Source organism: Achromobacter sp. 1011791174 (assembly GCF_059760925.1).
In genome coordinates, this window is record NZ_JCBANH010000075.1 from 1 (window position 1) to 18,788 (window position 18,788).

Annotated in this window: 20 protein-coding genes; 15 read left to right on the plus strand and 5 right to left on the minus strand. The window is 66.9% G+C overall.

The annotated features are described in order from the left end of the window. On the minus strand, positions 1-577 hold a 577-nt coding region (locus tag AC6LJ5_RS22045; protein WP_498141621.1), incomplete at its 3' end, for a transposase. A 369-nt stretch (positions 578-946) separates the two neighbouring features. Here AC6LJ5_RS22045 and fghA point away from each other — a divergent pair. The 3 genes from fghA (at position 947) to rpoH (ending at position 3,667) form a co-directional block, all read left to right on the plus strand. Next, the gene (gene fghA, locus AC6LJ5_RS22050) at positions 947-1,813 is read left to right on the plus strand and encodes an S-formylglutathione hydrolase (RefSeq protein ID WP_103272007.1); all 867 of its coding nucleotides are present in this window, start codon (positions 947-949) and stop codon (positions 1,811-1,813) included. An 89-nt stretch (positions 1,814-1,902) separates the two neighbouring features. Beyond that, on the plus strand, positions 1,903-2,592 hold the full coding sequence (locus AC6LJ5_RS22055) for a hypothetical protein (protein ID WP_103272008.1): 690 nt from the start codon (positions 1,903-1,905) through the stop codon (positions 2,590-2,592). A gap of 154 nt (positions 2,593-2,746) precedes the next feature. Then, entirely contained in the window at positions 2,747-3,667 is a 921-nt protein-coding gene (gene rpoH, locus AC6LJ5_RS22060; protein ID WP_199770959.1) for an RNA polymerase sigma factor RpoH, read from the plus strand. Between the two features lie 380 nt (positions 3,668-4,047). On the opposite strand, the gene AC6LJ5_RS22065 is transcribed toward rpoH, so the two are convergent. Next, positions 4,048-4,872, minus strand: a complete 825-nt coding sequence (locus tag AC6LJ5_RS22065; protein ID WP_369869746.1) for a phosphodiesterase — start codon at positions 4,870-4,872, stop codon at positions 4,048-4,050. Positions 4,873-5,055: 183 nt separating this feature from the next. Here AC6LJ5_RS22065 and AC6LJ5_RS22070 point away from each other — a divergent pair, with 183 nt between their 5' ends. Further along, complete coding sequence (locus AC6LJ5_RS22070) at positions 5,056-7,839, plus strand: cation:proton antiporter (RefSeq protein WP_498141622.1); 2,784 nt, start codon at positions 5,056-5,058, stop codon at positions 7,837-7,839. 30 nt (positions 7,840-7,869) lie between these two features. Here AC6LJ5_RS22070 and AC6LJ5_RS22075 read toward each other — a convergent pair whose 3' ends face one another. Continuing rightward, the gene (locus tag AC6LJ5_RS22075) at positions 7,870-8,682 is read right to left on the minus strand and encodes an NUDIX hydrolase (protein WP_498141631.1); all 813 of its coding nucleotides are present in this window, start codon (positions 8,680-8,682) and stop codon (positions 7,870-7,872) included. Positions 8,683-8,966: 284 nt separating this feature from the next. Here AC6LJ5_RS22075 and coxB point away from each other — a divergent pair, with 284 nt between their 5' ends. The 5 genes from coxB to AC6LJ5_RS22100 all read left to right on the plus strand — a co-directional run bounded on the left by coxB (position 8,967) and on the right by AC6LJ5_RS22100 (position 13,149). After that, positions 8,967-10,124 carry a cytochrome c oxidase subunit II gene (coxB, locus tag AC6LJ5_RS22080; RefSeq protein WP_103272010.1) on the plus strand — a complete coding sequence of 386 codons (1,158 nt, stop codon included), beginning with the start codon at positions 8,967-8,969 and terminating at the stop codon, positions 10,122-10,124. Between the two features lie 109 nt (positions 10,125-10,233). Continuing rightward, positions 10,234-11,835, plus strand: a complete 1,602-nt coding sequence (gene ctaD, locus AC6LJ5_RS22085; protein WP_103272011.1) for a cytochrome c oxidase subunit I — start codon at positions 10,234-10,236, stop codon at positions 11,833-11,835. Between the two features lie 27 nt (positions 11,836-11,862). Next, on the plus strand, positions 11,863-11,988 hold the full coding sequence (locus tag AC6LJ5_RS22090; protein ID WP_212319326.1) for a cytochrome oxidase small assembly protein: 126 nt from the start codon (positions 11,863-11,865) through the stop codon (positions 11,986-11,988). An 8-nt stretch (positions 11,989-11,996) separates the two neighbouring features. After that, positions 11,997-12,221, plus strand: coding sequence for a DUF2970 domain-containing protein (locus AC6LJ5_RS22095; protein WP_103272012.1), 225 nt, complete (start codon positions 11,997-11,999; stop codon positions 12,219-12,221). Between the two features lie 55 nt (positions 12,222-12,276). Further along, positions 12,277-13,149: a cytochrome c oxidase subunit 3 gene (locus AC6LJ5_RS22100; RefSeq protein ID WP_103272013.1), complete on the plus strand. Its 873-nt coding sequence runs from the start codon at positions 12,277-12,279 to the stop codon at positions 13,147-13,149. Between the two features lie 121 nt (positions 13,150-13,270). Here the strand turns inward: AC6LJ5_RS22100 and AC6LJ5_RS22105 are convergent, their stop codons facing one another. Further along, positions 13,271-13,471 carry a twin transmembrane helix small protein gene (locus AC6LJ5_RS22105; RefSeq protein WP_103272014.1) on the minus strand — a complete coding sequence of 67 codons (201 nt, stop codon included), beginning with the start codon at positions 13,469-13,471 and terminating at the stop codon, positions 13,271-13,273. 37 nt (positions 13,472-13,508) lie between these two features. Between AC6LJ5_RS22105 and AC6LJ5_RS22110 the strand changes: the two genes are divergently transcribed. From AC6LJ5_RS22110 to AC6LJ5_RS22130, 5 genes are all read left to right on the plus strand, one after another. After that, on the plus strand, positions 13,509-14,309 hold the full coding sequence (locus tag AC6LJ5_RS22110) for an SURF1 family protein (protein WP_498141623.1): 801 nt from the start codon (positions 13,509-13,511) through the stop codon (positions 14,307-14,309). A gap of 112 nt (positions 14,310-14,421) precedes the next feature. Then, positions 14,422-15,057, plus strand: coding sequence for an SCO family protein (locus AC6LJ5_RS22115; protein WP_199770960.1), 636 nt, complete (start codon positions 14,422-14,424; stop codon positions 15,055-15,057). Between the two features lie 20 nt (positions 15,058-15,077). Then, positions 15,078-16,112 carry a COX15/CtaA family protein gene (locus AC6LJ5_RS22120; protein WP_392410506.1) on the plus strand — a complete coding sequence of 345 codons (1,035 nt, stop codon included), beginning with the start codon at positions 15,078-15,080 and terminating at the stop codon, positions 16,110-16,112. Between the two features lie 13 nt (positions 16,113-16,125). Continuing rightward, positions 16,126-17,019 (plus strand): heme o synthase, encoded by an 894-nt coding sequence (gene cyoE / locus AC6LJ5_RS22125; protein WP_103272016.1) that lies wholly within the window; start codon positions 16,126-16,128, stop codon positions 17,017-17,019. Positions 17,020-17,038: 19 nt separating this feature from the next. Then, a complete protein-coding gene (locus AC6LJ5_RS22130) occupies positions 17,039-17,644 on the plus strand; it encodes an SCO family protein (RefSeq protein WP_103272017.1) in 606 nt (201 codons plus the stop codon). Positions 17,645-17,724: 80 nt separating this feature from the next. Here AC6LJ5_RS22130 and AC6LJ5_RS22135 read toward each other — a convergent pair whose 3' ends face one another. Further along, positions 17,725-17,943: a DUF3717 domain-containing protein gene (locus AC6LJ5_RS22135; RefSeq protein WP_103272018.1), complete on the minus strand. Its 219-nt coding sequence runs from the start codon at positions 17,941-17,943 to the stop codon at positions 17,725-17,727. Positions 17,944-18,073: 130 nt separating this feature from the next. Here AC6LJ5_RS22135 and AC6LJ5_RS22140 point away from each other — a divergent pair, with 130 nt between their 5' ends. Beyond that, positions 18,074-18,757 (plus strand): outer membrane lipoprotein, encoded by a 684-nt coding sequence (locus tag AC6LJ5_RS22140; RefSeq protein ID WP_498141624.1) that lies wholly within the window; start codon positions 18,074-18,076, stop codon positions 18,755-18,757. Positions 18,758-18,788: the final 31 nt, after the last annotated feature.

Sequence of the window (18,788 nt, forward strand, 5' to 3'; positions counted from 1 at the left end):
GGTCGATGCGTTGGGATTCCTCGCGCGACAGGCCGTCCTGCAGGCGCTTGCGGTAGTTGGCCTGGCGGTCGAACGGCGTATTGCCGCAGGCCCAGTAATCGGCGTGGTCCGACTGCCATTGCGCGGGCGGCGCGCTGGTGTTGCCGGTATGGCTGCTGGCCGAGGACCAGGGCCAGGAATCGGGATCCTGCGACGCGCCGCTGCGCACCGGATAGGTTTCCAGCCAGACCTGCGAGGGCAGGACCCAGGCGCCGGGCTCGAGCAGCGCGGAGCGGTAGCGGCCCGCGAAGACGCGGCCGCCGCGCAGGCGCGCCGCGAGGTTGCGGCCCAGCGTCTGCATCAGGCGCGGCAAGCCTTCCTCGTCGGCGGGCGTGGCCAGCAGCAGGATGCGATCGTTGGCGAGCAGCCAGGCGTGCACCGACACCCGGTGGCGTTGGGCGGACTCGCCCAGCCAGGTGGCCAGCTGATTCAGGATATCGGCCGGCGCGGGTTGCGACGGCGCTGCCAGGGGCTGGATGAAATTGGCTTGCACCAATTGGGGCAGCCCGGGGGCGTACAGGCGGGGCAGACGTGCCATAGTGTCAGCGCTTGCGCATCCGGAAGAACGGGATGTCTTCTCTCACGTATATAAATAGTGCCACGGTGGCCGCCGGTCAAGCCCCCTGATCACAAACTGGGCACGGAAGCCGGGATTTTTTGCAATGGTTCGTACCCAGACCGCGCCGCCCGTTCCGGGCGGCAAGCCCGCGTAGACGGGCACAGCCTGGGGACAAACCAGATGCCGGTCGTCCGTGAGGCGCAGGTTAACATTTGGCGACGGAACGTCGTACCGTGGATATACCCTAATCCCTAAGGATGTCCACGCCGCGATCCGGCCCGTCCACTCCCCCTTCCCCGGCCCGCAAGTCAGGGCGCATCTTTCAACCCGAATCCGGAGGACTCCCGCATGGCCGCCGCCTTGGAACTCATTTCCCAGCATCGCTGCTTCGGCGGCTCGCAGCGCTATTACCGCCACGACTCGGCGGAGATCGGCCTGCCGATGCGCTTTTCCGTCTTCGTGCCGCCGCAGGCCGAACAAGGCCCGGTGCCGGTGCTGTTCTACCTGGCCGGGCTGACCTGCACCGAGGAAACCTTCATGATCAAGGCCGGCGCGCAGCGCGTCGCCGCCGAACTGGGCGTGATGCTGGTGGCGCCGGACACCAGTCCGCGCGGCGCCAACGTGCCGGGCGAGGACGAAAGCTGGGACTTGGGCACTGGCGCGGGCTTCTATCTGGACGCCACCATGCCCGCCTGGAGCCGCCACTACCGCATGGACAGCTACGTCACCCGCGAGCTGCACGCCATCGCCACGGGCGGCGAATTGCCCGGCGACGCCGGGCGCGCCGGCATCTTCGGCCATTCCATGGGCGGCCATGGCGCGCTGGTGCTGGCCTTGCGCAACCCGGGCAAGTACCGCTCGGTCTCGGCCTTCGCGCCGATCGCCGCGCCCAGCCGCTGCCCCTGGGGCAAGAAGGCGTTCGGCGCCTATCTGGGCGACGACGTCCAGGCCTGGGCCGCTTATGACGCGTCGGCGCTGATGGCGCGGCTGCGCCAGCCTTTCCCCGGCGGCATCCTGGTCGATCAGGGCCAGGCCGATCAGTTCCTGGCCGAACAGTTGTATCCCGAGGTTTTCGAAGCCGCCTGCGCCCAGGCAGGTCAGCCGTTGACGCTGCGCCGCCACGAGGGCTACGACCACGGCTATTACTTCATCTCCACCTTCATCGAGGATCACATCCGGTTTCACGTCGAGCAGCTTGGAAAGCCGGCGGCCTGAAACCGCGCTTCTATACTGGTCGGCCTGCCGCCGCAGGCCGGCGCCGCGCCCGGTCCGCGGCGTTCTTGTCCTGATGAGGAACGCCTGATTTGATCAACGGTTTCGCTCCCTTCGCCTGGATCCTGCTGGGCGCCGTCGTGGTCCTGCTGCCGGGCCTGTTCATGCTGCTGGGCCGGGGCGGCCCGAAAGATGAGCGCGGTCGCCGCCTCTTCCAGTTCCGGCCGGTGCGGCGCCTGTTCGGGCTGATGCTGGTGGCGCTGGGCTGCGTGTCGGGCCTGTTGGCCCTGTCGCTGGTGCAGTTCTTCCGCCTGACCACGGACGCGCCCGTCGCGCGTCTCGAAGTCCGCCAACAGGGTGACGGCCAGTTCCAGGTGCGCGCGAGCGCGCCTGGCATCGGCGAGAAGCAATATGTACTGTATGGCGATCAGTGGCAGATCGACGCCCGCGTGGTGCGCTGGAAGCTGCCTGCCCTGATGGCGGGCGTGCCGCCGTTGTACCGGCTGGAACGGCTGTCCGGCCGCTATGGCGACGCCGCGCGCGAAGCTGCCGCCACGCGCTCGGTCCACTCGCTGGACGACTGGCCGGCGCCCGACCTGGGCTCGCTGAAGAAGAGCTTCCCGAACTGGTTTCCGTTCGTCGATGTGCAGTTCGGCAGCGGCGCCTACATGCCCTTGTTCGACGGGGCCCGCTACCAGGTCTTCCTGGATCCCCGGGGCGCGCTGTTCGCCCGCCCGGACGGACAGGCCACGGAGGAAGGGCTCAAGCGCCTGGGCTGGTGAGACTGAGCGTGCCCCCGGTCGCCACGGGCGGGCGGACGTCCCTCGCGACGTTCGCCAGCAAAAATAAATGGGGTCGCGTCAATGGGAACGAAACTTTGACGCGCCGCAATAGTCGAATTAGCACTCCCACAACCAGAGTGCTAAGATCGAATCCATGTCGCTTTCCCTGAGCTTTCCGGAGACCTCCGCCATGAAGCAACCCAGTACCTCGTTGGCCGCTTCCGGCAACGCCCTGGCGTTGGCCATCGCCAATCCGGGCGCGCTGGGCACGATCGACGCGTACATTTCGGCCGTGAACCGCCTGCCGGTGCTGTCGGCCGAGCGCGAAACCGAGCTGGGCCGTCGCCTGCGCGACCAGGAAGACCTGTCCGCCGCCCGCGAGCTGGTGCTGTCGCACCTGCGCCTGGTGGTTTCCGTGGCGCGCCAGTATCTCGGCTACGGCCTGCCGCATGCTGACCTGATCCAGGAAGGCAACGTCGGCTTGATGAAGGCCGTCAAGCGTTTCGACCCCGAGCGCGGCGTGCGCCTGGTGTCCTTCGCCGTGCACTGGATCAAGGCCGAGATCCACGAATACATCATTCGCAACTGGCGCCTGGTCAAGGTCGCCACCACCAAGGCGCAGCGCAAACTGTTCTTCAACCTGCGCAGCATGCGCCCGGACGGCCAGACGCTGGACCCGGAACAGGTCGACCATATCGCGCAGGAATTGAACGTTCGCCGCGAGGACGTCAGCGAAATGGAAGTGCGCATGTCCGGCCGCGACATGTCGCTCGAAAACCAGGACGATGACGATGACAGCTACGCGCCCATCGCCTATCTGTCCGACGAAGGCCGCCAGGAGCCGACCCGAGTGCTGGAACGCGCCGCGCGCGACCACATGCAGAGCGCTGGTCTGAATGGCGCGCTCGATGCGCTGGATCCGCGCTCGCGCCGCATCGTCGAGGCGCGCTGGCTGCAGGACGACGGCGGCGCCACGCTACATGAGCTGGCGCAGGAGTTCGGCGTGTCGGCCGAGCGCATCCGCCAGATCGAGGCCGCCGCGCTGAAAAAGATGCGCGGCACGCTGGCTGCCTGAAGCCGCAATGCCAGACAAGCCCGGGGCCGCGCAAGCGGCCCTTTGCTTTTGCGGCAAGCCGATAGCGAGCCATCGCGCGAGTCTGCGCCTGATATCTATGGTCATCGTTGCATCAATAAATTGATACAACTTCGCTAAGGAATTTCACCAGATTGCCGAAACTTAATCGGGTGGGCCGCGCCTAACTTCATGTAGACCGCGAACTCCGGTTAGCAGTCTTGTCATCCGTCTCGGCTTCTCCTCTTTCCCCTCCCCTATGAGACGGATGCTTGCGGGGCACCTGTATATACCGGTGCCCCGATTTTTTTTGCGCGCGTGATTCGCAGCCGCGCACGGATCGCACCACCAGGCGGTGCGTCATGGGCGGCGGTTGGTGTTCTTCAGGCGGCCCGCGCAGCCTCGGCGGCGTTCACGGCAGGTTCCTGCACCCGCCGCACGCCGGTCGCCAGCGAACCATCCTTGTACAGCTTGATCCATCGGTAGCCCGGCGCCTTGCCGTCGACCACGTGCCGGCCGTCGCGCACGCTGAACTGGAAGCAGGTCGAGGGCGTGGCCAGGATGCGCAGATTGTGCCGGCGACGATCGAATTCATGATGCACGTGGCCCCACAGCAGCACGCGCGCCTGCGGCCAGCGCGCCAGCAGCTGGAACAGGCGTTGCGGGTTGTCGATCATCATGGTGTCGTGCCAGTGCGTGATCGGCATGGCGTTGTGATGCGTGGCGACCAGCGCGGGCCGTTCCGGCGCCTCGGCCAGCGCGCTTTCCAGCAGGTCGAGCTGGCTGTCGGGCAGGTGTCCGCCGTTGGAGCCGGGCACGGTGGTGTCCAGGCAGATGACGCGCCACGCGCCCACGTCGGTCACCGGCTCGCTCCAGGCGGGCAACGCGCGGCGTAGCGTGTCGGGCGCGTCATGGTTGCCGGGCAGGCAGCGGATGCGGGCGCCGGCCAGCGCCGGGCTGGCCTGCAGCATGCCGGCCAGGCGTTGGTAGGCCGCCACCTCGCCGTCCTGGGAAAGGTCGCCCGTGGCCAGGACCAGGTCGGGACGCTTGTGGTCGGCCTCGATCTGGCCGAGCACCGCGCGCAGGCTGGCGTCGGTGTTCACGCCGAGCATTGACGTTTCGGCCTCGCCGAACAGATGGCAGTCGGTGAGCTGCACAAGCAAGGCGGGCGCGCCGTCGCGCGGCGCTTGGGACTGAGTGCGGACCAAGGGCCGCTCCTGCGTAGTTGGCACGGCTCTACATTATCCAAAAACCGGCGTCCGCGCGCGCGATGGCGTCGCCTCCGGACCGCTCAATCGTGAGCAAGCGTGAACTGCCTGACGGAACGGCCCGGAAAAACCGCTATTCTTGTCAAACTTCGCACACGCCTCACGATCTGGACGCGGCTTTACATGGATGTCGGTTTTCTCGTATTCGGCCTGGCGGGCCTGCTCACGCTGGTCTGCTTCATGCCGCCGCTGGCCGGCCGCCTCAAGCTGCCCTATTCGGTGCTGCTGGCCATCGTCGGCTGTCTGCTCGGCATCGTCATTCACCTGCATGGCTGGGCGCCCAGCTGGATCGGTGATTTCCTGGATTCCCTGGAACGCTTCGAGATCTCGTCCGAGACCTTCCTGATGGTGTTCCTGCCGGTGCTGCTGTTCGAGACCGCGCTGTCCATGAACGTGCGCCGGTTGATGGACGACATCGGCCCCATTCTCATGATGGCCATTGTGGCCGTGGTGGTGTGCACGCTGGTGGTGGGCGTCACGCTCGATGCCATCTCGTCCTACGGGCTGGTGGTCTGCCTGCTGCTGGGCGCCATCGTCGCCACCACCGATCCGGTGGCCGTGGTGGGCATTTTCCGCGAAGTGGGCGCGCCCAAGCGCCTGACCACGCTGGTCGAAGGCGAAAGCCTGTTCAACGACGCCGCGTCCATCGCCCTGTACTCCGTGCTGCTGGCCGTGCTGGGCGGCCATGGCGAACTCAGCGTCAGCGGCGTGTTCAATGATTTCGTGGTGCACTTCATCGGTGGCGGCGTGGCCGGTTTCGCCATGGGGCGGCTGGCCTGTTTCCTGTTCGCCTGGCTGCGCGGCTTCCCCACCGCCGAGATCACGCTGACGCTGACGCTGGCCTATCTGTCCTTCTTCATCTCCGAGCACTATCTGAACGTTTCCGGCGTGGTGGCCACGGTGATCGCTGGGCTGGTGGTGGGGTCCACCGGCCGCACCCGCATGTCGCCGACCACCTTCGAGTACCTGTCCAGCGCCTGGGAACAGTTCGGCTTCTGGGCCAATTCGCTGATCTTCCTGTTCGCGGCCATGCTGATTCCCAAGCTGATGGCCGCGGCCGACTGGCAGGAACTAGCGCTGGTGGCGGTGCTGTTCGTGGCCACGCTGGCGGCGCGCGCCATCGTGGTGTTCGGCCTGCTGCCGCTATTGGGGCTGACGCGGCTGGGCACCAAGGTGAGCCGGCCCTACAAGGTCGTGATGCTGTGGGGCGGACTGCGCGGCGCCGTGTCGCTGGCGCTGGCGCTGGCTGTGACCGAGCAGACCGGCGTGCCCGAAGAGGCGCGCCAGTTCATCGCCGTGGCCACCACGGCCTTCGTGCTGATCACCCTGTTCGTCAACGGCATCAGCCTGCGCCCGCTGATCCGCATGCTGGGGCTGAACCAGCTGTCGCCCGTGGAGCGCACCATCCGCAACCAGGCGCTGGCCGTGGCGCTGGAAGACCTGCAGGGCAAGACCGACGATCTGGCCAAGACCGAGCACATCGGCAGCGAGGTGCGCGACCGCATCCGCGCGGTGTTCGACGCCAGCCTGGCCAGCGTGCACGACGGCCAGGTGGGCCAGATGAGCGACGAGCAGCGCGTGGCCGTCGGCCTGGCGATCGTGGCGCAGCGCGAAGAGGAAATGTTCTTCGACATCCTGAAGGCGCAGATCGTGGACTGGCGCATGGCCGAATCGCTGCTGGCGCGGGCCGAGCGGCTGGAGGACGCCATCCGCCTCGGCGGCGTGGAGGGCTTCGAGAAGGCCATCGTGGCCGACGTGCGCTATTCGACCGGCTTCCGGCTGGCCCTGCGCGTGCACTATCTGTTCGGTTTCCAGGGCTGGCTGGCGCATGAGCTGGGGCAGCGTTTCGCCAACCTGATGAGCAAGCGTTCCGTGGCGCAGCGCCTGATCCTGTTCACCCGCGAGCAGATCACGCCGCTGCTGGGCGAAGAGGCCACGCTGCGCATCGTATCGCTGCACCAGCGCCGGCTGGACCTGATCGAGAACGCCATGCAGGCGCTGAACCTGCAGTATCCCCAGTACGCGCAATGGCTGCAGGAAAGCTACCTGGGCCGCGTGGCGCGCGAGCTCGAGCGCATCCGCTACCGCGACATGCTGGAGCAGTTCCTGATCAGCGGCGAGGTGTACGCCGACCTGATGTCGCAATTGCAGAGCCGCTGGTCGCACATCGACCGGCACCCGCCGCTGGACATCGAGCTGAGCGCGGCCGACCTGATCAAGCGCGTGCCCCTGTTCGAAGGCTTGTCGGCCGATTCGCTGCGCGCCATCAGCAAGCTGCTCAAGCCGAGGCTGGCGTTGCCGGACCAGCGCGTGCTGACCAAGGGCCGCCATGGCGAGGAAATGTGCTTCGTGGCTTCGGGCGCCGTGGCCGTGCACCTGCCGGACAACACCATGATCGAGCTGGGCAGCGGCGAGTTCTTCGGCGAACTCGGTCTGCTGGGCGAGCAGCAGATCGCGCCCGACGTGACCTCGCTGGGCTATTGCAAGCTGCTGATGCTGTCCTCGCGCGATTTCCATGCCCTGCTGGCGCGCGACGAACACCTGCGCGAGCGCATCCAGGTCGTGGCCAAGCAGCGCCTGCGCGCGATCGAGGTGTGGAAGCAGTTCTCGCAGGCCTCGCAGGCCGAGGCGGCGGCGACGCCCGTGGCCGCGCCCGTCCCGGCGCCCAGCGCGGCGGCGGCCGCCGAAGCCGCCGAGGCGGCGGGCGAGGAGCGGCGCGAGGAAGAGGCGGCGAAAGTCGCGACGAAGGACGAGGCAAAGGACGTGACAGCCAAGGACGCGCGCGCGATCGAAAGCGAGACTGTCGTGGTTCGGCACGTCGATGGCGCGGAAGACGCGCGGCAGGCCACCGACCGGTCCGCACAGAGTGGCGCGACGCCGGGCGAACCCGGCCTGCAATCACGCTGAGTCAGGGCCGGCCCCGGCGTCAGCCCCGGCTCAGGCCGGGATTTCGCCGGCCGCCTGGCGGCGCAGAATGTCCTCCGCGATGACCAGGGCCGCTTCCAGCGTGAACTCGCCTTCGGCCAGCAGGCGCACCGCCTCGGCCACTTCGATGGCGCGGATTTCCATCACCTCGCCGTCGCGGTTGACGGGGCTGGCGTCGGCCGCCAGCACGCAGGTGCTGGTCAGCACGTCTTCGACCTGATAGCCCTCGGGCAGGCGGCGGTGGATGCGCAGGATGGTGCGCAGCGGCGTGCGGTTGATCAGGTCCGGCTCGTCCAGGCCGGCTTCCTCGCCGCACTCGCGCACCAGCGCGGCTTCCAGGGCTTCGCCGCTGCCGGCCAGTCCGCCGACCAGGGTGTCCCACATACCGGGATCCGTTGATTTGCTCAGGGCGCGGCGCGCCACCCACAGCCGGCCGTCGGGCGTCCAGGCGTTCAGGTGCACGGCCTTGGTCGGCAGGCCGAAGGGCCGCAGCGCGGTGCGCTCCATCACGCCCAGCTTGTCTTCGCCGGCGACCACGTCCAGCAGTTCGTCGCGCCAGCCGCGCAGGCAGTTGGCATCGCGCAACAGTATCGCGGCCCGTTCCAGCACCGCGTCCAGCTCGGGGCCGGGGGTCATGCCCTCGCCGATCCGCACGCTGTCGTGGTCCGTTTCGACATGGTCGGCGCCTTGCAGCGCGTCGGCCGCGGCGTGTGTGGCCCAGCCGCAGCGACGCCCCGCTATATACAAGGCGTGCGCCCCGTCGGGCGGGAGTTCCTGCGCGCGGGCGCGCAGCGCGGCATACAGGTCGGGCAACTGCTTGTGCATCTCGGAACCGTCTTGGATGAAGGTGCGGCTGATTTTATGCCACTGGCCCGCGCGGCCTCGCGGCGCGGCCATGGGGGCGGGTCCAACGAAATCAAGGGGATTAAATTACATCTGTTTGCGCGTCCGCTATAATCCGCCAGTTTCTTTATGATTCGAGTGGGAACGCGGGGCCGCAGCATCTCTCCCTGCCGATCCTTGCCATCTAATAATCGCGCGTAGTCCTGTTGCAGTGACATTCGTGCCACGAGGCGACAGCGGCCCTTGCGCCGTGTTTCGAGGTAAGCATGAAGAAGTGGAGAGGGATACTGGGGGCTTGTGCCATGCTGATTGGCGGCATGGCGGGTGCTCAGGTGCAAGACATGCCCGGCGGCCCGAAGGTCAATCAGCTGAACCTGCACGAAGGCGTGACTCAGATCGCGCGCGATGTCATGTGGCTGCACTGGATGCTGCTCACGATCTGTATCGTGATCTTCATCGGCGTCTTCGGAGTGATGTTCTACTCCATCTGGGCGCACCGCAAATCCCGCGGCCACAAGGCCGCCACCTTCCACGAGCACCTCGGCGTGGAAGTCGCCTGGACCGTCATTCCCTTCATCATCGTCATTGCGATGGCCCTGCCGGCCACCAAGACGGTGGTCGCCATGAAAGACACATCCAGCGCCGACCTGACCGTCAAGGTCACCGGCTATCAATGGAAATGGGGCTACGAGTACCTCGACGGCTCCGCTGCCGGCGTCAAGTTCCTCTCCACGCTGTCGACGCCGCGCGCCCAGATCGAGAACCGCGAGCCCAAGGGCCAGTTCTACCTGATGGAAGTGGACAACCACATGGTTGTGCCCGTCGACAAGAAGGTCCGCGTCGTGCTGACCGCCGCCGACGTGATCCACTCCTGGATGATCCCCGACTTCGGCGTCAAGCAGGACGCCATTCCGGGCTTCCTGCGCGACGCCTGGTTCCGCGCCGAACAGCCCGGCATCTACCGTGGCCAATGCGCCGAGCTGTGCGGCAAGGATCACGCCTTCATGCCCATCGTCGTGGAAGTCCTGGCGCAGGCGGACTACGATAAGTGGGTTGAAGACCAGAAAAAGAGGATGGCGGCCTCGGCCGACGATCCCAACAAGGAGTGGACGGAAGCCGAACTGGTTGCCCGTGGCGAAAAGGTTTTCGCCGCCAATTGCGTGGCCTGTCACCAGGCCAACGGCAAGGGCATCCCGGGCAGCTTCCCCGCGCTCGACGGAGACAAGGTTGTGCTGGGCCCCAAGGCGGCCCAGATCAACACCGTGCTGAAGGGCAAGCCGGGCACCGCCATGGCGGCGTTCGGCGGCCAGCTCAACGATGTCGAAATCGCAGCGGTCATCAGCTATACGCGCCATGCCTGGAGCAACGCCGGCAAGGGGCAGGACCCGACGGTTCAACCGAAGGACGTGACGGCCGGGCGCTGATGCGCGCGCCGTCGCTGTTTCCCTCGCGGTCTGAACCGCTTTCCGTTTAGTCGAGATACCCTGACGTCCCCGCCTGGCGGGGGCGGCACTCAGCAGGAAGGAGTCCATCATGAGCAGCGTCACTGTAGACCACGTGTCCCCGGGCCACGGTCACGATGACCACCACCACGCCATGCCGACGGGCTGGCGTCGCTGGCTTTTCGCCACGAACCACAAAGACATCGGGACGATGTACCTCATCTTCTCGTTCTTCATGTTGCTGGAGGGCGGGACGCTGGCCCTGCTGCTGCGCACCGAGCTGTTCGAGCCGGGCCTGCAGTTCTTCCGGCCCGAACTGTTCAACCAGTTCACCACCATGCATGGCCTCATCATGGTGTTCGGCGCCATCATGCCGGCCTTCGTGGGCTTCGCGAACTGGATGATCCCCATGCAGATCGGCGCCTCGGACATGGCGTTCGCCCGCATGAACAACTTCAGCTTCTGGCTGCTGCCCGTGGCCGCCATCATGCTGACGGCCTCGTTCTTCGTGCCGGGCGGCGCCACCGCCGCCGGCTGGACGCTGTACGCCCCGCTGTCGCTGCAGATGGGCCCGGGCATGGACTTGGCCATCTTCGCCATGCACATCATGGGCGCGTCCTCCATCATGGGCGCGATCAACATCATCGTCACCGTGCTGAACATGCGCGCGCCCGGCATGACGCTGATGAAGATGCCGCTGTTCTGCTGGACCTGGCTGATCACCGCCTTCCTGCTGCTGGCCGTGATGCCGGTGCTGGCCGCCGCCATCACCATGGTGCTGACCGACCGCCACTTCGGCACCGGCTTCTTCAACGCCGCCGCCGGCGGCGACCCGGTGCTGTACCAGCACGTGTTCTGGTTCTTCGGGCATCCCGAGGTCTACATCATGATCCTGCCGGGCTTTGGCATCGTGTCCGCCATCGTGCCCGCCTTCGCCCGCAAGAAGCTGTTCGGCTACGCCTCGATGGTGTACGCGACCGCCGCCATCGCCGTGCTGTCGTTCATCGTCTGGGCGCACCACATGTTCACCACCGGCATGCCGGTGACGGGCCAGCTGTACTTCATGTACGCCACCATGCTGATCTCGATCCCGACCGGCGTGAAGGTGTTCAACTGGGTCGCCACCATGTGGCGCGGCTCGATGACCTTCGAGACGCCGATGCTGTTCTCGATCGGCTTCATCTTCGTGTTCACCATGGGCGGCTTCACCGGCCTGATCCTGTCGGTGGCGCCCATCGACATCCAGGTGCACGATACCTATTACGTGGTGGCGCACTTCCACTACGTGCTGGTGGCTGGTTCACTGTTCGCCCTGTTCGCCGGCGCCTACTACTGGCTGCCCAAGTGGTCGGGCCGCATGTACAGCGAAAAGCTGGGCAAGCTGCACTTCTGGTCGACGCTGATCTCGTTCAACGTCACGTTCTTCCCGATGCACTTCCTGGGCCTGGCCGGCATGCCGCGCCGCTATGCCGACTACGCCGCGCAGTTCACGACCTTCCACCAGATCGCCACCATCGGCGCGTTCTGGTTCGGCCTGTCGCAGCTGATCTTCCTGTGGACGGTGATCCGTTGCTATCGCGGCCGCGGCGAGCCCGCGCCCGCCAGCCCCTGGGAAGGCGCCGAAGGCCTGGAATGGACGGTGCCGTCGCCGGCCCCCTTCCACACCTTCGAAACCCCGCCCGAAGTGAAGTAAGCCGCAACGTTTTCAGGTAGCAGAGCCATGACTCCAGAGCAGCGCCGTCGCAACCGGATCGCAGGACTGATATTGGTGGTGTTCGTCGCCGCCGTGTTCGCGTGGACCCTGTTGCGCGGCTCGTCGCTGCTCACGGGCGTGGCGCTGCGCTAGGCGGTCCCATGAGCGACGACCTGCGCGACGCCTCCCAACGCAAGCTGAGCTTTCTGCAGACGCTGAAAGCCGTGGGCTGGGGGTTGTTCGGTGTGCGCAAGGGCGCGGGCTACCAGGAAGACAGCGCCAGGCTCAACCCGGTACACGTGATCGTGGCCGGGTTGCTGGCCGGAGCGGTATTCGTGGGCGTACTGATATTGATCGTGCGTTGGGCAGTCTCGAGCCTGACCTGACGGCAACGATTCCTGAAGCAATTCGAACCATCTGATCTGTACCAGGGAGAAAACCATGAGTGCAAGCCACTCGGTTCACAAAGAGGCACCCTACTACTACGTGCCCGCAGATTCGGGTCACCCCGTGCGCACGGCCGCCGCGCTGCTGCTCATGGGCCTGGGCGCCGCCGCCTGGATCAATTCCGTCAGCTGGGGCAAGTGGCTGGTGCTGGCGGGTTTCCTGTCCCTGATCGTGATCCTGTACTACTGGTTCGGCGACGCCATCCGCGAGTCCGAGGCCGGTCTGAACAGCAAGCGCATCGACAATTCCTACCGCTGGGGGATGAGCTGGTTCATCTTCTCGGAGGTCATGTTCTTCGCCGGCTTCTTCGGCGCGCTGTGGTACGTGCGCACGATCACCACGCCATGGCTGGGCGACCTGGACCACAAGCTGATGCTGTGGCCGGATTTCCAGGCGGTCTGGCCCAACTTCGGCCCGGCCGGCGTGGTCGAGCACTTCCAGACCGTCGGCCCGTTCTGGCTGCCCACGATCAACACCGCGCTGCTGCTGAGCTCGGGCGTGACGCTGACCATCGCCCACCACGCGCTGCGTGAGAACCATCGCGGCAAGACCATCTTCTGGCTTTTGGCCACCGTGGTGCTGGGCTTCATCTTCGTGGCCTGCCAGGCGGCGGAATACCATCATGCCTATACCGAGCTGAACCTGAAGTTCAACTCGGGCGCCTACGGCTCGCTGTTCTACATGCTGACGGGCTTCCACGGCTTCCACGTGCTGCTGGGCGCCACCATGCTGACCGTGATCCTGATTCGCCTGATCCGCGGCCACTTCACGGCCGACCATCACTTCGGCTTCGAGGGCGCGGCCTGGTACTGGCACTTCGTCGACGTGGTGTGGCTGGGCCTGTACCTGTTCGTCTACTGGATGTGATCGCCGCGCGCGGGCTCCGGCCCGCGGCCGCGGGTCTTCAACGGCAAGGGCCCGGCCAGTCTGGCCGGGCCCTTGCGTTTTCAGGGGTCAGGGCCGGCGCGGGAACTCCTGCCGGCGGCGCCTATCTGATCCCGGTGCTTTCGATCCAGCCCATGTGATGGGCGAACAGCACGAACAGGAACAGCGCGACGGACAGCCCGATGCGCACGGTGAGCGCATTGACGGTGCGGTTGGTGGTACCTTTGTCCCGCATCAGATAGACCAGGGCGGACGCCAGGCTGGCGAGGATGCCGATAAAGGCCAGCACCACGAAAACACGCATTTGGGTCTCCGGACAAATCAGATTCAATCACGAACACATGGCTCGACCGCATTCCACCCGCTACACGGTAGCCGCCTTGCTGCTGCTGGGCATCTCCGTGGTCATACTCGTATCGCTGGGACAGTGGCAACTGCGCCGGGCCGACGAGCGACGCGCCATTCTGGCCGCGATCGAGGCCGGCCGCAAGCAGGCCCCGCTACCCTTGAGCGCCGCGACGCCGGCGCACGAGATGGCGCCGTGGCGCGTGGCCGAGGCCAGCGGCCAGTGGCTGCCCCAGTTCAGTGTACTGCTGGACAACCGCAACCTGGACGGCAAGCCCGGTTACTGGCTGGCCACGCCCTTGCTGCTGGACGGCGGCTCGCGCCAGGCCCTGCTGGTGCTGCGCGGCTGGATCCCGCGCGTGATGCAGGGCCAGCCCGAGGTGCCGGCGACCCCGCCGGGCGAGCAGGCCGTGCGCGGCGAGCTGTCCGCGCGCGTGCCGCGCCTGTTCGAGCTGTGGTCGCTGGGCGGCGATGCGAAGTCCGGCCTGCCGGCGACGCTGCCGGCGCCGGGCGGCGTCGTGCCGCAGGTGCAGAACCTGGAGCTGGACGCCTACGCGCAGGCCACCGGGCTCAAGCTGCTGCCCACGGTGCTGAGCCAGTTCGGCGATGGCCGCCACGACGACGGCCTGGTGCACGACTGGCCGCAGCCTTCGGTGGATTTTCAGAAAAACACCTTCTACGCCGTGCAATGGTTTTCCTTCGCGCTGTTCGCGGCGATCGCCTGGCTGGTGGTGATGGCGGGCGCGCTCAAGCGCATGCGTCAGCGCCAGCGCGAGCAGACCGGCCCCGGGGGCTGAGCCGCCGCGCGGACACGGCAAGCCCGCAGCAACGACGTCTTGAATTCCCGCAACACCGCAAGCCCGCAGCAACGTTCCCGGCGCACCGCGCAACCGCATAACAGGATACATAGTGGCCCGCGAAACTTCCGCTACCTCCGTCCCCGCCGCCCGCAAGCGCTCCCGGCTGCCGCTGGTGCTGGTGTTCCTGTGCACGTTGGCGCCCATCGTGGCGGCCTTCGTCGTCTACTACAACCCGCAATGGTGGCCGGACGACGCCAGCAACTACGGCACGCTGGTGACGCCGCAGCGTCCCATGCCCGCCGCCGGTGAATTGACGCTGACCACGCTGGACGGCCAACCCTTCGACCTGCGGACCCTGAAGGGTAAATGGCTGCTGGTGGCCGCCGATGGCGCGGCCTGCCCGGAAAGCTGCGCCCGCAAGCTCTACATCGCGCGCAACAGCCACGCCAGCCAGGGCAAGAACGTGGACCGGCTGGCCCGGGTCTGGTTCATCACCGACGACGCGCCGGTGCCGGACAAGGTGCTGGAGGCCTACAAGGGCACTATCATGTTGCGCGCCGACCCCGGCCAGCTCGCCCGCTTCCTGCTCGCCGGCCAGCAGCAACAGGCCGCGCCCGCGCTGGCCGCGCCCATCTGGATCATCGATCCGCTGGGCAACCTGATGATGCAGTACCCGGCCGACGCCGACGGCGTGAAGGTGCGCAAGGACGTCAGCAAGCTGGTCTACAACTCGCGGGTCGGCTGACCGGATTTTTCGACATGGATATGGATCGCATCAAGGCTCGCTACCGCAAGCTGGTTTTCTTCACCTGGTTCCTGACGCTGGACCTGATCATGTTCGGCGCCTTCGTGCGCCTGACCGATTCCGGATTGGGCTGCCCGGACTGGCCCGGCTGCTACGGCAAGGCCACGCCGTTGGGCGCGATGGGCGACATCCACGAGGCCACGCAGGCCATGCCCTTCGGGCCGGTCACGCTGTCCAAGGCCTGGATCGAGATGATTCATCGCTACGTCGGCGCCATCCTGGGCATGCTGATCATCGCCATCGTGGTCATGGCCTGGCGCTACCGCCGCCAGCTGGGCCGTTCGCCCGCGCTGGCCATCGTCACGCTGGTGGCCGTCTGCGTGCAGGGCGCCTTCGGCGCCTGGACCGTGACCCACAAGCTGATGCCCGCCGTGGTCACGGCGCATCTGGTGTTCGGCCTGTCGGTGCTGGCGCTGATGACCTGGCTGTCGGCGCGCGAGCGTCCGCACCTGGCCCTGTCCGCCGCCGCCGCGCGCTGGAAGCCTTGGGTCGCGGGCGGCTTCGCGCTGCTGCTGGCGCAGGTCACGCTGGGCGGCTGGGTCAGCACCAATTACGCGGCGCTGGCCTGCATGGACTTTCCCATGTGCCATGGCCAGTGGGTGCCCGAGATGGATTTCCACGGCGGCTATTCAGTGATCCGGGGGCTGGGCGAGCTGCCTTCCGGCGAAATGATCTCGCAGCCGGCGCTCACCGCGATCCACTGGGTCCATCGCAATTTCGCCTTCGTGGTGTTCGCCTACCTGGGCGTGCTGGCCTGGCGCCTGCGCGCCGAGGCCGGGCTGCGCGGACCGGCCACGCTGATGCTGGCGCTGCTGGGCGCGCAATTGCTGACCGGGCTGACCACCATCTTCTTCCAGTGGCCGCTTTTGATCGCGGTGCTGCACAATGGCGGGGCGGCCGGCCTGACGCTGGCGGCGGTGGTATTGATGGTGCGTCTGTCCACCGCCGGACGGGCGCCCGCGGGGGGCTACGGCCCCAATTCGGCGCGCGTTTAAAATAGGGGCCATCATGACCAGTCTTGCCGCTCCCCAATCCGGATTGCTCCGCCAGTATCTCGTGCTCACCAAGCCGCGCGTCACGCAGCTTGCGGTGTTCTGCGCCGTCATCGGCATGTTCCTGGCCGCGCCCGGCATTCCCGACATGCAACGCGTGCTGTTCGGCACGCTGGGCATCTGGCTGCTGGCCGCCGCCGCCTTCGCCATCAACTGTCTGATCGAGCAGGAGGTCGACGCCCGCATGCTGCGCACCGCAAGGCGAGCGACCGCGCGCGGCACCATCTCCGCCTACCAGGTGCTGAGCCTGTCGGGCCTGTTGGGCGGCGCTGGCATGTTCGTGCTGTACCACATGGTCAATCCGCTCACCATGTGGCTGACCTTCGCCACCTTCGTCGGCTACGCCGTCATCTATACCGTCATCCTCAAGCCGCGCACGCCGCAGAACATCGTCATCGGCGGCCTGTCGGGCGCCATGCCGCCCGCGCTGGGCTGGGCCGCCGTGGCGGATTCCGTGCCGGCCGAGGCCTGGGTGCTGGTGCTGATCATCTTCATCTGGACGCCGCCGCATTTCTGGGCGCTGGCGCTTTACCGCAACCACGACTACGCCAAGGCCGGCCTGCCCATGCTGCCGGTCACGCATGGCCAGCAGTTCACGCGCCTGCACATCCTGCTCTACAGCGTGGCGCTGCTGGCCACCACGCTGCTGCCCTACATCATCCTGATGAGCGGCGTGCTCTACCTGACCGCCGCGCTGGTGCTGGGCGGTATGTTCCTGTCCTATGCATGGCGCCTGTATCGCGAATACAGCGACGAACTGGCGCGCAGCATGTTCCGTTTCTCGATCCTGTACCTGGCGCTGCTGTTCGGCGCGCTGCTGGTGGATCACTGGGTCGGCCTGTTGCGCTGACCGTTGCCGGAGGTTGTCCATGTCCGTGTTTTCCGCCACCCGCCGCCTGGCCCTGCGCCTGGGCGCGGCCGCCGCATTCGCCGCCGCGCTGGCCGCCTGCGGTGAAAGCGCGCCCCAGTTCAAGGGCAGCGACATCAGCGGCACCAGGCTCGGCCAGGGCATGGAGCTGGTGGACTACAACGGCAAGACCCGCAAGCTGTCGGATTTCTCGGGCAAGGTGGTGGTGGCGTTCTTCGGCTTCACGCAGTGTCCCGACGTCTGCCCGACCTCGCTGGCCGAGCTGGCCGAGGCCATGAAGAAGCTGGGCGCGGATGCCGACCGCGTGCAGGTGCTGCTGATCACGGTGGATCCCGAGCGCGACACGCCCGATATTCTCAAACAATACGTGACCGCGTTCGACCCGCGCTTCCTGGGCCTGACCGGCACGCCGGACCAGGTGAAGAAGGCGGCGGCCTCGTTCAAGGCCTATTACGCCAAGGCGCCCACCAAAGACGGCGGCTATTCCATGGATCACACGGCCGCGTTCTACCTGTTGGACGGCAAGGGCGAATCGCGCGTGCTGGCCAACAACAACATCGGGGTGGACGCCCTGGTGCACGACATCCAGGCGCTGCTCAAGGGCTGATCAGGCCCGTGCCGGGCGACGGCCCCGGGCGCGGCCATCATCCGATCGCCGCGCGCGGCGGCGGCCCGCGCCATTCACGTTCACTTCAGGGCGGCTGCCCAGGTCTGCAGCGCTGCGCGGGCGCGCTCGTCGAGTTCCACGGTGGGAAGCTCGCGGCGATGGGACATGATCATCAGCGCATAGGGCGTGGCCAACGCCGACGCCTCCGGGCAGAGCCGGTGGTCCTCGCCGGCGGACGGCGTGAGGTTGCGCCAATAGTTGATGGCCTGTTCGAGCTGGGGCAAGGTGACGGAATCCATGCCCCTATTGTCCATCAATGGCGGACCCTGTCCAGCAGGCCCGTTTTGCAATGAAGCGTCACCATCGCAATACGCCGATACGGCGCCAGGGTGCTATACCACAGCCGGTTAGTAATTTCGGAGACCTGTGATGAATACTCCCCTCCAGACCGGCGTTGCGCGCCGTGGCCTGCATCCCCTGGTCGCCGCCGCCGCCGTCGCCGTGATCGTCATGTGTACGGTGGGCGTGGCGGCCGTGATGGGCTGGCTGCCCACGCCGTCGGCCAATACCAATCCCAACGCCCTGAGCGCCGAGAGCGCGGCCCTGGCCGGCCCGGAAGGCGGCAACCTGGCGCCCGCGCCCCAGATTCCCGCCCAGCCGCTGGCGCCCGCGCCTGGCCAGCAGCCTGCGGCTCGGCAGCCCGCCGCGCCGCGTCCCCAGGCGGTCGCGCCGGCGCAGCCTCGCCCCGCCGCGCCGGTCGTCTGCCAAAGTTGCGGCGTGGTCGAGAGCGTGCGCCAGGTCCAGGCGCCGGTGCGCGACAATAGCGACCATCTGATCGGCACCATCGCCGGCGGCGTCGCGGGCGGCGTGGTCGGCAACCAGTTCGGCGGCGGCAACGGCAAGACCGCGCTGACCGTGCTGGGCGCCGTGGGCGGCGCTTTGGCAGGCCGTGAAGTTGAGCGTAATATCAGACAGCAACAAACCGTGACGCACTACGAGCTGACCGTGCGCATGAGCGACGGCAGCGCCCGTCAATTCCGCAGCGCCCAGCCGTTCGCGTTTGCGTCCGGCGACCGCGTCCGCGTGGAAAACAATCAACTGCTGCCCGGCTGAGCCTGGCGGCCGGTGGCAACCATCTGTTTAG

Excerpts from the sequence above, each read along its gene's own strand:
- AC6LJ5_RS22110 (WP_498141623.1), top strand. The coding sequence starts at position 13,509 with ATGGCTCGACCGCATTCCACCCGCTACACGGTAGCCGCCTTGCTGCTG.
- AC6LJ5_RS22135 (WP_103272018.1), bottom strand. The coding sequence starts at position 17,943 with ATGGATTCCGTCACCTTGCCCCAGCTCGAACAGGCCATCAACTATTGG.
- coxB (WP_103272010.1), top strand. The coding sequence starts at position 8,967 with ATGAAGAAGTGGAGAGGGATACTGGGGGCTTGTGCCATGCTGATTGGC.
- fghA (WP_103272007.1), top strand. The coding sequence starts at position 947 with ATGGCCGCCGCCTTGGAACTCATTTCCCAGCATCGCTGCTTCGGCGGC.
- AC6LJ5_RS22070 (WP_498141622.1), top strand. The coding sequence starts at position 5,056 with ATGGATGTCGGTTTTCTCGTATTCGGCCTGGCGGGCCTGCTCACGCTG.
- AC6LJ5_RS22100 (WP_103272013.1), top strand. The coding sequence starts at position 12,277 with ATGAGTGCAAGCCACTCGGTTCACAAAGAGGCACCCTACTACTACGTG.
- rpoH (WP_199770959.1), top strand. The coding sequence starts at position 2,747 with ATGTCGCTTTCCCTGAGCTTTCCGGAGACCTCCGCCATGAAGCAACCC.
- AC6LJ5_RS22105 (WP_103272014.1), bottom strand. The coding sequence starts at position 13,471 with ATGCGTGTTTTCGTGGTGCTGGCCTTTATCGGCATCCTCGCCAGCCTG.
- AC6LJ5_RS22130 (WP_103272017.1), top strand. The coding sequence starts at position 17,039 with ATGTCCGTGTTTTCCGCCACCCGCCGCCTGGCCCTGCGCCTGGGCGCG.
- ctaD (WP_103272011.1), top strand. The coding sequence starts at position 10,234 with ATGAGCAGCGTCACTGTAGACCACGTGTCCCCGGGCCACGGTCACGAT.
- AC6LJ5_RS22120 (WP_392410506.1), top strand. The coding sequence starts at position 15,078 with ATGGATCGCATCAAGGCTCGCTACCGCAAGCTGGTTTTCTTCACCTGG.
- AC6LJ5_RS22140 (WP_498141624.1), top strand. The coding sequence starts at position 18,074 with ATGAATACTCCCCTCCAGACCGGCGTTGCGCGCCGTGGCCTGCATCCC.
- AC6LJ5_RS22095 (WP_103272012.1), top strand. The coding sequence starts at position 11,997 with ATGAGCGACGACCTGCGCGACGCCTCCCAACGCAAGCTGAGCTTTCTG.
- cyoE (WP_103272016.1), top strand. The coding sequence starts at position 16,126 with ATGACCAGTCTTGCCGCTCCCCAATCCGGATTGCTCCGCCAGTATCTC.
- AC6LJ5_RS22090 (WP_212319326.1), top strand. The coding sequence starts at position 11,863 with ATGACTCCAGAGCAGCGCCGTCGCAACCGGATCGCAGGACTGATATTG.
- AC6LJ5_RS22075 (WP_498141631.1), bottom strand. The coding sequence starts at position 8,682 with ATGCACAAGCAGTTGCCCGACCTGTATGCCGCGCTGCGCGCCCGCGCG.